The 16133-nt window shown below is 62.2% G+C and carries 12 protein-coding genes; 11 read left to right on the top strand and 1 reads right to left on the bottom strand.

What is annotated here, in order from left to right; translation table 11 throughout:
* The first annotated feature begins 95 nt into the window (after positions 1-95).
* The 11 genes from ACSDHM_RS17885 to ACSDHM_RS17835 all read left to right on the top strand — a co-directional run bounded on the left by ACSDHM_RS17885 (position 96) and on the right by ACSDHM_RS17835 (position 14119).
* Positions 96-6554, top strand: coding sequence for a hemagglutinin repeat-containing protein (locus ACSDHM_RS17885; protein WP_439426466.1), 6459 nt, complete (start codon positions 96-98; stop codon positions 6552-6554).
* Positions 6555-6557: 3 nt separating this feature from the next.
* On the top strand, positions 6558-6950 hold the full coding sequence (locus ACSDHM_RS17880) for a hypothetical protein (protein ID WP_143592555.1): 393 nt from the start codon (positions 6558-6560) through the stop codon (positions 6948-6950).
* A 217-nt stretch (positions 6951-7167) separates the two neighbouring features.
* Positions 7168-8979 carry a hypothetical protein gene (locus ACSDHM_RS17875; protein ID WP_439426465.1) on the top strand — a complete coding sequence of 604 codons (1812 nt, stop codon included), beginning with the start codon at positions 7168-7170 and terminating at the stop codon, positions 8977-8979.
* A gap of 717 nt (positions 8980-9696) precedes the next feature.
* Positions 9697-9993, top strand: a complete 297-nt coding sequence (locus ACSDHM_RS17870) for a hypothetical protein (protein ID WP_439426464.1) — start codon at positions 9697-9699, stop codon at positions 9991-9993.
* 298 nt (positions 9994-10291) lie between these two features.
* Entirely contained in the window at positions 10292-10534 is a 243-nt protein-coding gene (locus ACSDHM_RS17865; protein ID WP_198422618.1) for a DUF4926 domain-containing protein, read from the top strand.
* Positions 10535-10620: 86 nt separating this feature from the next.
* Positions 10621-11292 (top strand): hypothetical protein, encoded by a 672-nt coding sequence (locus ACSDHM_RS17860; protein WP_227837138.1) that lies wholly within the window; start codon positions 10621-10623, stop codon positions 11290-11292.
* Positions 11210-11908, top strand: coding sequence for a hypothetical protein (locus ACSDHM_RS17855; protein ID WP_227837140.1), 699 nt, complete (start codon positions 11210-11212; stop codon positions 11906-11908). The genes ACSDHM_RS17860 and ACSDHM_RS17855 overlap by 83 nt, the downstream gene beginning before the upstream one ends.
* A 256-nt stretch (positions 11909-12164) precedes the next feature.
* Positions 12165-12506, top strand: a complete 342-nt coding sequence (locus ACSDHM_RS17850) for a hypothetical protein (protein WP_143592513.1) — start codon at positions 12165-12167, stop codon at positions 12504-12506.
* A 142-nt stretch (positions 12507-12648) separates the two neighbouring features.
* Complete coding sequence (locus ACSDHM_RS17845; RefSeq protein ID WP_081280504.1) at positions 12649-12846, top strand: DUF4926 domain-containing protein; 198 nt, start codon at positions 12649-12651, stop codon at positions 12844-12846.
* A gap of 254 nt (positions 12847-13100) precedes the next feature.
* The gene (locus ACSDHM_RS17840) at positions 13101-13652 is read left to right on the top strand and encodes an HdeD family acid-resistance protein (protein ID WP_049431885.1); all 552 of its coding nucleotides are present in this window, start codon (positions 13101-13103) and stop codon (positions 13650-13652) included.
* Positions 13649-14119 carry a SecDF P1 head subdomain-containing protein gene (locus ACSDHM_RS17835; RefSeq protein WP_227837143.1) on the top strand — a complete coding sequence of 157 codons (471 nt, stop codon included), beginning with the start codon at positions 13649-13651 and terminating at the stop codon, positions 14117-14119. The genes ACSDHM_RS17840 and ACSDHM_RS17835 overlap by 4 nt, the downstream gene beginning before the upstream one ends.
* 52 nt (positions 14120-14171) lie before the next feature.
* On the opposite strand, the gene ACSDHM_RS17830 is transcribed toward ACSDHM_RS17835, so the two are convergent.
* Positions 14172-15974 (bottom strand): MFS transporter, encoded by a 1803-nt coding sequence (locus tag ACSDHM_RS17830; protein ID WP_439426463.1) that lies wholly within the window; start codon positions 15972-15974, stop codon positions 14172-14174.
* Positions 15975-16133: the final 159 nt, after the last annotated feature.

Below are 16133 nucleotides of genomic sequence, written 5' to 3'. Positions count from 1 at the left end.
CCGCCAGGCACTGGACAACAGCCAGGGCAACATCGAAGCACAGGGCCCTGGCGAACATCCGCGCTGCCTCAGTGGGCAACCGTGGCGGCCGCATCGTGGCCAACGGCACCGGGCAGCTGTCGCTGGAATCGGCCGCTGCGCTGGACAACCGTGGCGGCACCCTGGGCAGCACCGGTGGTGCGCTGACGCTGACCGCAGGCAGCGTGGACAACGGCGCCGAAGGCGGCCAGGCCAAGCTGGTGGCCGGAACCGACCTGCGCCTGCAGACCGCATCGCTGGACAACGCAGGCAGCATGGTCCACGCCGCCAATACCCTGTACCTGGAGCGCGCAGGCGCGCAGGTATTCAACGTTGGTGGTCAGCTCAGCGCAGGCAACCTGCTGCGCCTGGATCTTGCCGCGCTGGACAACAGCAACGGCCGGCTGCTCAGTCGCCAGAGCCAGCTGACGCTGGGCAGCCTGGCCAATGGCGGCGGCGAGATCAGCGCCTATGAAGCACTCGGCGCACGCCTGCAGGCCTTCAGTGGCATCGGCCGCCTGTTCGGCGGCAGCGAGTTGCGCCTGACGCTGGCGGGCGATTACGTGCATGGCAACGGCCAGCGCCTGGAGAGCAACGGGCTGCTGAAGCTGGACGTGGCTGGCGCACTGGTCAACCAGGGGCGCCTGGAGAGCAAGGGCACGCTTGAAGTCTCGGCGGCGCGGATCGAGAACACCGCTGGTGGGCAGTTCAACGCCACGGCAGGCAATGGCAGTGGTCGTGTCGCGCTGAGTACGGCCGGCGATCTCAGCAATGCCGGTCGCGTGGACGGCGATACGGTGGAGGTGTCGGCTGCCAACATCACCAACACCGGCACCGTGATGGGCAACGCGCTGGAACTGCGCGCCTCGCGCATCACCAACGGCCGCGACCTGGGCGACACGCTGGTCGCACGCGACTACAACGAAGGGCTGATGGCGGCCACCGGCCGCATCAACCTGTATGCCAACTACATCGACAACCTCGACGGCGAGCTCTTCAGCCTGGGCGACATCCGCCTGCAGGGCTGGAACGGCGGCAACGCCCAGCAGATCCGCAACCGTTCCGGGCGCATCCAGGCCGAGAACGATCTGATCCTGGCTGCACTGGGCGTGGCCAACGAGCGTCGTGTGCTGGTCACCCAGCACAAGGTCTACAGCGGCAACGAAGGCGCTGCCGACCCGGACAGCGGGACGTTCAGGGTCGACGGCATCGACGGCCCCGCACCGCCGGGCAAGCTGTGCCCGGGCGACTGTGCCGTGCTGGAAGTCTGGACCGAGCACAAGGATCTGGTGCTGGAAGGCACCACCGTCATTGCCGCCAGCGCGGCATCGCAGCTGATTTCCGGTCGCGACATGCAGATGTCCGGCGGCTCGGTCGACAACCGGAACTCGGCCATCGCCGCCGGTCGCAACCTCTCGATCAACGGCCGCGGCTCGTCCAACAGCGAAGACCCCAATGACTGGGCCGGCGTGGTCAACAACGAGGCGCTGGCCGGCTACAAGGTGGTCCAGCGCACGTCGACCATCGACTACACCTACCGGCCTTGCCCCAGCCGCTGCGACTTCGAGATCTATGGCGGCAGCCGCGCGCTGGGCACCAGCACGGTCACCAAGCAGGTCACGCTGGCCGGCGGCAATGCCAGCATCACCGCCGGCCGCAAGGTGCAGATCGAAGCGCGCGAGGTCAACAACGCCGTGGTCACCGCGCACAGCGGTGGCACACCGCTGGACGTTGCCGGTTGGCAGGGCAACAACGCCTACGCACCCGAACTGGGCCAGCAGCAGGGCGCCGGCGCGGTCGGCGGCAATGCTGGCGCACCGGGTGCACAGCAGGGCGTGGCCACCGGGCCTGCCAGCGCGCAGGCGCAGGGTGCGGGCACGGCCGGTGATACCGGCTCTCCGGGCCCTGGCCGTGTCACCACGGTGCCGCCGCCGCAGGTGGTGGGCAGCCCGCAGAATCCGCTGCCGGGCCTGTCGCTGCCCAGTGGCGGCCTGTACACGGTCAATCCGGGCAACCAGCGCTGGCTGGTGGAAACCGATCCGCGCTTCGCCAACTTCGGGCAGTGGATCGGCTCGGACTACATGTTCCAGCGCCTGAACCTGGACCCCGACAAGCAGCTGCGTCGGATGGGTGACGACTTCTACGAGCAGCGCCTGGTGATGGAACAGATCACCGGCCTGACCGGGCGTCGCTACCTGGATGCCGACCAGGGCGATGGCATGGGCCAGTACCGCGCCATGATGGATGCCGGCGTGAGCGAAGCCGCGCGCCAGCAGCTGAGCGTGGGCGTGGCGCTGTCGGCCGAACAGGTGGCCGCGCTCAACGAAGACATCGTGTGGATGGTCGCCCAGGAAGTGGACGGGCAGAAGGTGCTGGTGCCGGTGGTGTACCTGTCCCAGGCCACCGCCAACCGCCTGCAGCTGGGGGGCGCCGCCATCGCCGGCGAGTCGGTGGAGATCCGCGCCGGCAATGTGTCCAACCAGGGCATGATCCGCGCCGATGATCGATTGACCATCGATACCGGCAGCCTGCTCAACGACCGTGGTGGCATTTCCGCTGGCGGCAATGCCCGCATCACCGCAGTGGAGGACATCCTCAACAACAGCGGCCTGATCCAGGGCGGCAACGTGGCCCTGGTGGCCGGCCGCGACCTGAAGAGTGTCAGCGGCATCGACGTGGCCAGCATCCGCAGCGGCGGCAGCCTGGCGCTGGAAGCTGGACGTGACCTGGCACTGGTCGGTTCGCAGACCCGTGCCCGCGGCAACGCGGCGCTGGAGGCCGGCCGCGACCTCAACCTCACCACGCAGATGCAGGGTGATGGAAGCCTGCGTCGCACCACGCTGGACGTGGGCGGCGGCCTGTCGCTGGACGCCGGCCACGATCTGAACCTGACGGCAGTGACCGCCAAGGCCGGCGGCAGCGTCCATGCCACGGCCGGCAACGACATCAGCCTCAACGCACTGACCACCACCGAACAGGGCGGCTGGGGCGGTAACCGCTACACGCGCGAAACCCTCAACGCCAGCGGCATCGAGGCCGCTGGCTCGCTGGGCATGCAGGCCGGGCAGGACGTGAACCTGCAGGCCGCGCAGCTGAAGGCCGGCGACGGCCTGGCCGTGGTGGCCGGGCGCGATCTCAACCTGCAGGCCGAAACCACCACCAACACCAGCCAGCAGCAGAGCCGTGGCAAGCGTTTCTCGCAGACCACGCAGAGCATGGACGAGACCGTGCACGGCACTTCGCTGCAGGCCGGCGGTGACATCGCGCTGGTGGCCGGGCGCGATGCCAACCTCACTGCCACGCAGGTGGGCAGCACCGACGGCGGCATCAGCATTGCCGCTACGCGCGACGTGAACCTGCTGGCGGCGCAGGAGGACCACAGCTGGGAGCAGGAAACCACGCGCAGGAAGAAGGGCCTGCTGTCGAGCAAGACCACCACCACTTACGACGCAACCCGGGACAGTCTGGTGGTGGGCACCACGCTCAGCGGCGAGACGGTGACCATCGGCGCCGGACGTGACGTCGTCGCGCAGGCGGCGCAGGTGGCTGCCACCGGTGATGTGGTGGTGGCCGCCACCCGCGACCTCACCATCGGCACGGCCACCTCCACGCACAGCGAAGAGCATGACAAGACCGTCAAGCGCTCGGGCGTGTTCGGCGGTGGTGGCTTCAACCTGACCATCGGCCAGAGCAAGCTGGAAAAGGGCCTGGAGATCGAGCAGAGCGCGCCACAGGGCAGCCTGATCGGCTCAACCGATGGCCGGGTCAACCTGAGCGCCGGCAACACGCTGCACATCACCGGTTCGGACGTGCTGTCGAAGACCGGTACGCAGCTGGTGGGCGGGCAGGTGGTGATCGACGCGGCACAGGGCACCACTGACGTACACCAGAGCACCAAGCAGAAGAGTGCCGGTATCAACGTCGGCTTGACCGGCGGTGTGGTGGATGCCGCCCTGGCCGCCTACGGTGCGGCCAAGGCGGCCGGCAATGCGCAGGATGATCGCCTGAAGGCGCTGTACGCGGTGCAGGCGGCCAATGCCGCCGCTGGCGTCGGCGGCGCCATGCAGCAAGGCGCTTCCGGCGCCACCGACGGCGTGAGCCTGCGCATCGGCATCGGCGCCTCCAGCTCCAGTGCCAGCCAGACCAGCCACGACCAGTCGGCGGTGGGCAGCACCATCCGCAGCCAGGGCGACGTCAGCATCGTCGCCACCGGCGGTGACCTGAACATCATCGGCAGCCAGGTGAAGGGTGACAACGTGGCGCTGGCCGCGCGGGACAACATCACCCTGCGCAGCGAAGCGGAAGACCACACGCAGTCGTCGAAGAACAAGAGCGGCAGCGGTGAGATCGGTTTCAGCATCGGCGCGCAGACCGGTTGGTACGTGTCGGCCAGCACCGCCAAGGGCAAGGGCAGCGGCAACGGCACCACGCATGTTGAAACCGTGGTGGACGCCGACCGCAACCTGACCGTCATCAGTGGCAAGGACACCACGCTGCAGGGTGCCCAGCTGAGTGGTGACAAGGTGGTGGCCAGCATCGGCGGCAACCTGTCCATCATCAGCGAGCAGGACACCGACGACTACGCCAGCAAGCAGACCCAGGCTGGCGGCACCTTCGTGTATGGCAGCGGCGGCAGCGTCAACATCGGCCAGCAGAAGGTCGAGAGCCACCTGCGCAGCGTGCAAGAACAGAGCGGCATCGTTGCCGGCAGTGGTGGCTTCAACATCACTGTAGGCGGCAATACGCACCTGGAAGGCGGTGTGATCGGCAGCACCGCCGATGCCTCGAAGAACCGCCTGGATACCGGCAGCCTGACCGTTGTCGACATCGAGAACGAATCCCGCGCCAAGACCAGTGGCGGTGGCATCGGCACCGGTATGAGCAGCGGCGGTGGCATCAGTAACCCGCTGGGGAGCGCGGCCGGCGCGGGGCTGAGCCTGCTGGGCGGCACGAAGAAGAACGACAGCAGCACCACCCGCTCGGACATCGCCGCCGGCACCGTGGTGGTACGCGATGGCAATGAGAGTGCCTTGGCCGGTCTTGATCGGACCGCGACCGGGTTTGATACCGACAGTGCGCTGTCGGCCGTTGACCTGCGCAAGATGCAGGAGCGTGCCGAGGTGATGCAGCTGGGTGGGCAGCTGCTGTTCAAGGGCGTGGGCGACCTGGGCGGCTACCTGAGCCAGAAGGCGGAGACCGAGGAAGGCAAGGCGTTCTGGGCCGACGGCGGCAATGGCCGCGCGCTGCTGCACGGCATGGCCGGTGCAGCGATGGCCGCATTGGGTGGTGCGGATGCGCTGAACGGCGCGGTGAGTGCTGCCGGTGCGGAGAAGGCCAAGATCGCGATCTCGGAATTCCTCGAGAACAACAAGGGCAGCCTGAGCTGGGAGGACTACCAGTCGCTGATGGAAGTGGGCAGCGCGATGGTGGGCGGTGCTCTGGGTGGAAGCACGGGCGCCAACATTGCGGTGACCGGGGACCGGTTCAATCGGCAGCTGCACCCGGACGAGGTGAAGTGGATCAACATGAATGCTGCCGCGTTCGCCGCCCAGGAAGGTATCAGCGAAGCAGAGGCGGTACGCAGGCTGACCACGGAAGGTGCCGCGCGTGTTGATGCAAAGGTCAACCGGTTGGTGGGCAACGAGAACGTTGATCTCGAAGCAACCGCGTTCCTGAGCAAGATGGGTGGGACGTACGGGTTCACCGCGACGGAGGCTGAGTACAACAACTTCAATCTCTATGGCAACGAGCTTCTCAACAACGATGCGCTGTACGGGCAGGTCATCGGATCCCTGCAGTCCTCCGGCGTATCCAAGGATGCCCTGCAGCTCAAATTCTATGATCTGAACAACCTCCGCGGAACGAAGATCCGGGGTGGTGACGGCTGGACGATGATGGGGACCTTCAGTGGCGACATTGGCGCCGCTGGTACCGTGATCGTCAGCGTAGCCAAGGGCGACGGCAATGGTGCTGCCATCGGCGCAGCGTCGTTCCTGATCCCGATCCGGTTGCCTGGAGCGAAGATCGTTGGTGAAGTGGGCGCGGAGATCGCCGGGGCCGCGACCAAGCAGGGTGTGCTCAGATCGGAGGAGATCCTGAAGTCGGTGCAGAATGCAGCGGCTGAGACGACTGAGCGAGCAGTTAAGAGTAGTCCGAGCTGGAAGGGATCTGGCCCGGTAGATGGTGTTCTAGCCTTGGAGCCGGGCTCTGTATCGTCTACAGCAATCCAAAACTATTTCCCTGGCACAAGAAGTAAGGCGATCGAGTTTGTTTTCGATCCGAAAACAAACAAATTTGCAGTGGGTAAGCCTAAGGCGAATCTGGGCGGCTCCCCTCATGAGCAGCTGGGCGCTAGTATTGGTGGGAACCCCCAGGAGCTAGTAGGGGGCATGTTCTCCAGGGGCAAGAATGGCGAGATAATAACCAATGAGCATAGCGGGCACTACTGGATGAACTGGAGTCCGGAGGTTCGCGCTCAGTTTGAACAGGCAATGAAAAATTATGGGATTGATATTAAGCATGGTGCTGGAATGTAATTTATGAATACTCCGCCGGAGAAAAAAATCCTGGGTAACGGTCTCGTCATTTTTAGTGACGGGATGGGGGTGTGGCGACTTGAGGGGCCATCAGTATCATTTTCCCTTGAGGGAAAGGAGGCGCTCAGGCGTGCGATTACTCTTCTTGAGTTTCCATTTGAAAATGTAATTTCGGATTTGGGTCGGAATTTCCCATATCCTCTTTTGGTTCAAATTGGCTTGAATCATGACTCTGACTACTGGATAGGGTTGGCGCTTTCTTGGGTTCCATTCTTGGCTAAGCAAGACGTTGAACTAATTATCGATGACTTGAATTCTGTTGCCTTCGACAAAAAAGTTTCACAGAAAAATAGGGTCATGGCTAAGAGGGAAATAACAAGGGTGAGAAACATGTAGAAGCTAGGGATCCTCTGAACAATTCCGCCCCTAGTCTGGCGCGATCACTTTTGCGGCCCGCTGCGCATCTGACGGGACGGAAAATCAATGACGTACAGCGCAGCGACACCCGTCCATCAGCTTTCAATGGCCCGTCTCGGGATTTGTTCAGGGCATCCCTAGCGGCCGCGGCAGCGTCAACATCGGCCAGCAGAAGGTCGAGAGCCACCTGCGCAGCGTGCAGGAACAGAGTGGCATCGTTGCCGGCAACGGTGGCTTCAACATCACCGTAGGCGGCAACACACACCTGGAAGGCGGCGTGATCGGCAGCACCGCCGATGCCTCGAAGAACCGCCTGGATACCGGCAGCCTGACCGTTGTCGACATCGAGAACGAATCCCGCGCCAAGACCAGTGGCGGTGGCATCGGCACCGGTATGAGCAGCGGCGGTGGCATCAGTAACCCGCTGGGGAGCGCGGCCGGCGCGGGGCTGAGCCTGCTGGGCGGCACGAAGAAGAACGACAGCAGCACCACCCACTCGGACATCGCCGCCGGCACCGTGGTGGTGCGCGATGGCAATGAGAGTGCCTTGGCCGGTCTTGATCGGACCGCGACCGGGTTTGATACCGACAGTGCGCTGTCGGCCGTTGACCTGCGCAAGATGCAGGAGCGTGCCGAGGTGATGCAGCTGGGTGGGCAGCTGCTGTTCAAGGGCGTGGGCGACCTGGGCGGCTACCTGAGCCAGAAGGCGGAGACCGAGGAAGGCAAGGCGTTCTGGGCCGACGGCGGCAATGGCCGCGCGCTGCTGCACGGCATGGCCGGTGCAGCGATGGCCGCATTGGGTGGTGCGGATGCGCTGAACGGCGCGGTGAGTGCTGCTGGTGCGGAGAAGGCCAAGATCGCGATCTCGGAATTCCTCGAGAACAACAAGGGCAGCCTGAGCTGGGAGGACTACCAGTCGCTGATGGAAGTGGGCAGCGCGATGGTGGGCGGTGCTCTGGGTGGAAGCACGGGCGCCAACATTGCGGTGACCGGGGACCGGTTCAATCGGCAGCTGCACCCGGACGAGGTGAAGTGGATCAACATGAATGCTGCCGCGTTCGCCGCCCAGGAAGGTATCAGCGAAGCAGAGGCGGTACGCAGGCTGACCACGGAAGGTGCCGCGCGTGTTGATGCAAAGGTCAACCGGTTGGTGGGCAACGAGAACGTTGATCTCGAAGCAACCGCGTTCCTGAGCAAGATGGGTGGGACGTACGGGTTCACCGCGACGGAAGCTGAGTACAACAACTTCAATCTCTATGGCAACGAGCTTCTCAACAACGATGCGCTGTACGGGCAGGTCATCGGATCCCTGCAGTCCTCCGGCGTATCCAAGGATGCCCTGCAGCTCAAATTCTATGATCTGAACAACCTCCGCGGAACGAAGATCCGGGGTGGTGACGGCTGGACGATGATGGGGACCTTCAGTGGCGACATTGGCGCCGCTGGTAGCGTGATCGCCAGCGTAGCCAAGGGCGACGGCAACGGTGCTGCCATCGGCGCAGCGACGTTCCTGATCCCGGTGCGGTTGCCTGGGGCGAAGATCGTTGGTGAAGTGGGCGCGGAGATCGCCGGGGCCGCGACCAAGCAGGGTGTGCTCAAATCTGAGGAGATCCTGAAGTCGGTACAGAATGCGGCTAGCGAAGCTGCCAAAGAAGGGCATGTAGCATTCGCTAATGATGTCGTAAATCTGCCGCTCTCCAACATCGGTCGAATTGATCACTCTGCCAGGCATTTGATTGAAGCTGGAATAATTACGGAGAATTCTGGGTCAAAAGCCGCTCGGCAGGCATTTCAGGATATTGGGCGGGCTATTCTTACAAAACCAATAAAAACTTTTGATCACGTAATGGTTCAAGGCGGGCAGCCGGTTAAAGGCTTTTATGGGAAAATTAACGGAGAGGACGTTGTTATCTTTGTGGCGAAGGAGCCTCGCGGCAAGATAGCGGCTGGAGATATTGTTACAGCGATCAAGCCATCCCCGCAGCAGATCAAGAATTTCGGACTATGATAACGAAAGACAGCCTCGGAATATATTGGGCCATTCCAGACCAGTCTGGTCGTGTTGTTTATCAGGAGGAGGTGTGCGGAATTATTTTCTACGGGTATTGGAGTTGTGGTTCGATTGGCGAATTTGGCAAGAATAGCGCCTCGTTTGAGGACATATGGAGTGGTCGCGTCGATGTGAGATTCAGGGAGTGGGAGGGGCAAGGTATGAGCAATTTGTCCGCCGAAGTTAAGATAAATTCCTGGCCTGATGAGGACGAGTGGTTGATATGCATTAGGCGATCACTGGAATGGTTTGTTGAGGGGGGCGCAATCATTTCCTGGTGTGGATCGGAACTGAGTAGCCCCTCCTTGGATGTGTTCTCATCAGTGGATAGCTCTGGTTCGGTATATGCCGCATATAGTGAACGTATCGGCTTTGTTTGTGGTTCGGGATTGAATTGTGAGTATCAGGATGTAAGTCCTTCGGAACTTGAACGTTTTAATAGGCTTGTTCTGGGGGCGGTGTAGATCTACTCATATTCTTGCATTTAGGGCTGCGCAAGTAGTTTCATCCGGGGCGATCGAGGACTCTTTTTATCTTTTGCTCGCATCATTTGCATCTAGAGATGGAATTGTGCGGCTTGGGCGTGAATGGCTGAGCGCGCAGGCGTCAATATGAAGGGAGATCGGTGATGTAGAGATCTCCGAGATCTGTGCTGGTGCGATTGTGATATTTGTTTTGGCCGATGATCTGGACTCTGCGCTTCGCCAAGACATTCCGCAGCACTGGATTTTTGATGAGGTTGGAGATGCATTGAGGGCGAGCAAAGTATCTGATTCAGATCAGATGTACGCCCTGCTTGAGGCGCTTTATGGGTTGGCTGCTGATTATTGTTTGGCTTGGTATATTGCTGGACCGCTGTTTGAAATCAATATTGATCTTGAGCCTTGCTTTCACTTTTGGAGTGCTGGTGGGTGCTGTGCGCTCACGCGTAATGGGTTTATGGTCTCCAGCCGGACGGCACCTCTCAACTAGAGTGTGTTACGAACCTTGCCATGATCCCGCTGCCGTAAAGGGATGGTCGCATTTCCCCTTTCGCGAGGTCGTACGGGATGGTTCAGAGGCGGGAGTCCGCGTTGTCTTTGATATCTATGGCTAAAATTCAGAGGCCATGGTTATATTTGAGCCTGATTTGAAGTGTCGATGATGGGCTTTGCGTAAAACGTAGCTGCGATCCTTCAGTTTTTCTGCCAGTGATCTGGACTATGCACTTCGCCATGGCATTCCGCAGAATTGGACTTTTGACGAGGCGGGAGATGCATTGAGAGCGAGAATGATGTCTGAACTAGATCAGATGTGCGCCTTCGAGGTAGTTTATATGCCTGTGGAAACAAATGATGTCGTGCGCCTGCTAGAAGACATTCCTTCGGAGGAGATTTGTCGTGGCAGTACCGGGGTAGTGGTTGCCCTCTTCTCCGAGCCAGAGGAGGCCTATGAGGTTGAGTTTTGCGACGAGCATGGCGCCTCAACTGTACAGGTTGCACTGCGGCCATCGCAGTTTGAGATCGTGATGTAGTAGCTCGTCGATGTCGCCTTAGCGGCCAATGTCGCCGCTGGCGTGGGCGACGCCATGCAGCAGGGGCTTCCGACGCCACCGACGGCGTGAGCCTGCACATCGGCATCGGTTCCTCCAGCTCCAGTGCCAGCCAGACCAGCGACGACCAGTTGGCGGTGGACCGCACCATCCGCAGCCAGGGCTACTTCAGCATCGTCGCCACTGCCGGTGACCTGAACAGCGCGCTGTCGGCCGTTGACCTGCGCAAGATGCAGGAGCGCGCCGAGGTGATGCTGCTGGGCGGGCAGCTGCTGTTCAAGGGTGTCGGCGACTTGGGCGGCTACCTGAGCCAGAAGGCGGAGACCGAAGAAGGCAAGGCGTTCTGGGCCGACGGCGGCAACGGCCGCGCGCTGCTGCACGGCATGGCCGGTGCGGCGATGGCCGCATTGGGTGGGGCCGATGCACTGAAGGGCGCGGTGAGTGCTGCCGGTGCGGAGAAGGCCAAGATCGCGATCTCCGAATTCCTCGAGAGCAACAAGGGCAGCCTGAGCTGGGAGGACTACCAGTCGCTGATGGAAGTGGGCAGCGCGATGGTGGGTGGGGCTCTGGGTGGAAGCACGGGCGCCAACATTGCCGTGACCGGGGACCGGTTCAATCGGCAGCTGCACCCGGATGAGGTGAAGTGGATCAACATGAATGCTGCCGTTCGCCGCCCAGGAAGGTATCAGCGAAGCAGAGGCGGTACGCAGGCTGACCACGGAAGGTGCCGCGCGTGTTGATGCAAAGGTCGCCCGATTGGTGGGCATCGAGAACGTTGATTTGGAAGCCACTGACTTCCTGAGCAAGATGGGCGGGGCATACGGGTTCGGCGCGACGGAGGCGGAATACAAAAACTTCAACCTCTATGGCAACGAGCTGCTCAACGACGATGCACTGTACAGGCAGGTCATCGGATCCCTGCTGTCCTCCGGCGTATCCAAGGACGACGTGCAGCTCAAATTCTATGATCTGAACAACCTGCGCGGAACGAAGATCCGGGGAGGTGACGGCTGGACGATGATGGGGACCTTCAGTGGCGACATTGGCGCCGCTGGTACCGTGATCGCCAGCGTAGCCAAGGGCGACGGCAATGGTGCTGCCATCGGCGCAGCGTCGTTCCTGATCCCGGTGCGGTTGCCTGGAGCGAAGATCGTTGGTGAAGTGGGTGCGGAGATTGCCGGCACTGCGACCAAGCAAGGTGTGCTTCGGTCTGAGGAGATCCTGAAGTCGGTGCAGAATGCTGGTGTCGACGCAATAGAAGTTGGCGAAAGTGCTATTCGGGCGGGCGCTGCGGGCCGCCCGGCAGATGCTCTGAGGCTCTCAACCCAACTGCTTATGAAGAAGCTGGAATTCTGACGCGAGGAGGCAACGCGCTAACCAAGGAGGCCGTAGGGTCCTCGCGAGAAATTCCAATCTCAGGCGGGAAGCTCACCAATCCGGCCGTCGTCAAGGAGCTCACCTCGGATGGGTCTAGAATTGAGGACTGGGGAAAATTTACTACCCAAACCATAGTTCTGCCGAGTGGTCAAAGATCTCAAATCCACTACTACATGAATAAAGTTACCGGAAAGCTCAATTTCAATATCGATTTCAAGGTCAAAGGAAGGGTGAAGTGAAAGTTGTGGTCAAGCCAGGCGCTGAAAGCGCGCGCGGTTGGTTGTGCGAAGATGCTGAAGTAACGGTCCTTGCACTCATGATTTCTCCATCTGGTGAAGTTAGATTGGTATTGTGGTCCGACGCGCAAGAGTCGGTGGCACTATTTCCAATTGGAGATTTTAGTGTGTCCGACAGTACGCTCTCGGTCGCTTGGGTAATCAGTTTCGATCCGAGTGGAGCTGTTTCCATAGCGCCGAAGTCCTGGCAGACCGCTGACTTTTGGGATCTTTACAATGAGGGAGATTCGGCGGCGGAAGAAATTTTCAGGCTGGAAATGAAAAGAATGATGGATGAATAGGAATGGGCCTTTTGCAGTCGATATGCTGTCGATATTCCTGTTTTAGGTCCGAAAGGGCGCGGGGTCGTTAGAGGTGGATGGATCTATAAGCTCGGATCAGATGCTCCAGAGCTGACAGCAGGATTTGTGAAGTAATTTATATATGAATTTTAGAATCAATGAAGGTGTACGCTTGTTGGAGGATATTCCTTCAGTGGGAATTTATCGTGGCAGTCTCGGGGTGGTAGTTGCCGTACTCTCCGAGCCAGAGGAAGCCTATGAGGTTGAGTTCTGCGATGGGGGCGGCGCAACAATTGCGCAGATTTCACTAAGGTCAGCGCAGTTTGAGGTCATGAGGTGATGAGCCTTGTTCTGCTGACCGATCCCGCGCCAGGATCGATGGCAGTGGCATCAGCCCCACCCGGCTCACCGTCGCTGGCGAAATGGGGCGCCGGGCGACGCGAAGAAGAACGACAGCTGTTGTCTATTGATGAGATCGGAGCAATTTCGTCCATGGCAGCGCCGGCCCACGACGAACCCGCCAACGATCACCGTCATCTCCCCCTTCATCTCGAACGGCTACGATGAACCCGGTTCCGGATCGAAGGAGTGGCCATGAATTCCCCCTTGTCTCCCCTGTTGTCGGCGGTTGGCCGTAGCTGGTGGATCCTCCTGCTGTATGGCCTGGTCGCTCTCGGCTTCGGCATCGTCGCCATCGGCTGGCCATTGTCGGCGGCCATGGCATTGGCCTGGACGCTGGGCGTGATGGCCATCATCGAGGGCGTCATCAGCCTGTTCGCATTGATCAATGGCGGCAGCGGCGCGTCCCGCGGCTGGCTGGCGCTGTACGCCCTCGCCTCGCTGGGCTTCGGCATCCTGGCGGTGATCAATCCGCTGGCCACCGCCAGCGTGCTGGTGCTGTTCCTGGCGGCGTGGCTGCTGGTGGCCGGCATCTATCGCATCGTGTTCGCGATCCGCGTGCGCAAGCAGATCCAGGGCGAATGGTTGCTGATCCTCAGCGGCGTGCTGGCGGTGGTGCTGGGCCTGCTGTTTGCGGCGAATCCATATGCCGGCGTGGCGGTAACTACGCTGTGGATCGGCATCGGCAGCCTGCTGTACGGCCTGCTGCAGGTGCTGGTGGCATTCAAGCTGCGGAAGCTGAAGTGAGGGCTGCGCTTCCGCTGTTGCTGGGCGTGGCCTTGACCCTGGCCGGCTGCATGCCGGGCGCCACGCCCGGTGGCTTGGCAGGGAAGGATCACGTGCCGCGCCCTGGCGTGGATGTGCGCCTGAGCGCGGTGGACGCCTCCGGCAAAGGCAAGCCGGCGCAATGGCAAGGCGAAACCCTGGCCCTGCACGAGCCGCCGATCGCCGGCAGCGCCGACATTGCCGATGTGCGCTACGTGCTGGATCAGGACAAGCAACCTGGCCTGCAGATCCGCTTTCGACACGAAGCGCACCAGCGCATCCACGATGGCACGGAAGCACTGGTGGGCCAGCGCGCGGCGCTCAGCGTGGACGGCCGCGTGCTGATGGTGGCGACGGTGAAAGGCCCGTTCGGTGAATCGATGGTGCTGAGCGGATTGCCGAGCATCGCCGAGGCGCAGGCGTTGGCGAAGCACATCACCGGTCAGTGACGGGCGCGCCAACACCAACGCGTTGCGCGCGGAGGTCGACCAAGGTCGACTGCTACCGGGCGAACCGTGCCTCGATCTCCTCCAGCGACTTGCCCTTGGTCTCCGGCAGCCAGAACGCGGCTACCAGGAAGAACACGAAGGTGCACGCCGCCCAGAACACGAACATGCTGGCGTAGCCGTAGTGGCCCACCGTGGGCAGGAAGATGGCGGCGATGGTGGTCGACACGAACTGGTTGATCAGCAGCGCGATGCTCATGCCATTGGAACGGATGCGGTTCGGCATCAGCTCCGACAGCGCCAGCCACACGCACACGCCGGGGCCGACCGCGAAGAACGCGACGAACACCAGGATGCAGGCGGCCACGGCCCAGCCGTGTGCCGGCGGCGGCACCGGGCCGATGCGCGCCTGCTCGATGCGCAGCGGCGCGTGCGCGGCACTGGCCGGGTCGGCGAACGGGTTCAGGTGCAGTTTGCGGAAGAACGCACCAATGACGCTGTCGGGCTGCACGGTGCCGGCGCGCTCGATTCGCAGTTCGCGATCAATCAGGTTGTCGCTGCGCAGGGCGCGCACGTTGGTAAAGTCACCATACGCGTACGACACGGTCAGCTGCATCGGTCGGCCCTGGCTGTCGATGCCATTGCTCAGGCGCTGCCACTGCGCGTCATCCAGAACCAGCTGCAGGCCATCGCCGCTGACCGCCGCCTGCAGCTGCGGTTGCACATCGGCGCGGCCACGCTCGGCCTGGAAGAACAGCGTGGCCGCGGCCAGTAGGGCCACGCAGATGCCACCACTGCCGAGCATCAGCAGGAACTTGCGGCCCTTGCGGTCGACCAGCAGCAACGCGACCACGGTCATCACCGCATTCAGCAGCTTGATCGCCACATCGGCGCCGTTGGCGACCGAGCCGGACAGGCCGGCCTGGTTGAGGATGTTCACCGCGTAGGCCAGCACCGAGTTGATGCCGGTGGCCTGGGTGCAGGCCAGCACGACGCAGGCGAGCAGGAATGGCACCACGTAGCGGCGGCTGAGCAGTGGATCGCGCTTGCTGTGGTTGCTGCTCGATTCCGGCGCCTGGATCTGCGCAAGGGTGGGCTCCACATCGGCAGCGGGCAGTACGCGCTGCAGGCTGCGGCGGGCTTCATCAATGCGGCCCCGGCGTACCAGCCAGCGTGGCGATTCGGACAGCCAGAAGATGCCCGCGCAGAACAGCAGGCCCGGCGCCAGGCAGGTCCAGAAGATGGTGCGCCAGGCGTGGTCCTTCACCGTGAACAGCTCCTGCGCCTGCTGTGCCAGCGGCAGCGAGCGCACGGCTTCGGCGGCGGCATCCACGGCGTGGGCGTGGTACAGGCCGATCAGGGCTGCCAGCACCAGGCCAACGGTCAGCAGCAGCTGGAACATCGCGGCGCCGCGCCCACGTCGCTCGGGGCTGAGCACTTCGGCCAGGTACAGCGGAATCACTACGCCGATCAAACCGCCACTGATGCCCTGCAGCAGGCGCCCCAACAGCAGCGGCGTGTAGCCGGAGGCCAGTGCCATGATCGGAATCGAGGCGGTGAACAGCAGGCCGGCCAGCAGCATCGCGCCGCGGCGGCCGATCAGGTCGGCGATCATGCCGGCGAACAGCGAGGACAGCACGCTGCCCAGCAGTACCGCGGCCACCACGAAGCCAAGCTGCTGGCTGCTGAGCTGCCAGGCGTGGCTGGCAGTTGCTTCAAGATAGGGCAGGGCGCCGGCGATGATGCCGATGTCGATGCCGTACAGCAGGCCACCCAGCCCGCCGATGAAGAGCAGGTAGCGTACGGGCCAGCGCGGAGCGGTGGAAACGGGTACGGCAGTTGCGGCGGCTGCGGTCATCGGCGTATTCCTGGAATAACGGGGATGGTGCGGGGCTGAGGCATTGCGCTTGCGCGCTTCATGTAGAGCCTAGCCATGCTCGGCTTGCCGCGCGAAGCGCGGCACGGACGTCATCGATGTCGGTATGAAAAGCAGACGAGCATGGCTCGGCTCCACAAC

Source organism: Stenotrophomonas sp. T8 (genome assembly GCF_051853085.1).
GTDB classification, from domain to species: domain Bacteria; phylum Pseudomonadota; class Gammaproteobacteria; order Xanthomonadales; family Xanthomonadaceae; genus Stenotrophomonas; species Stenotrophomonas sepilia.
The sequence above is the reverse complement of the archived record's forward strand: the minus strand, read 5'-3'. Positions and strand labels throughout refer to the sequence as shown.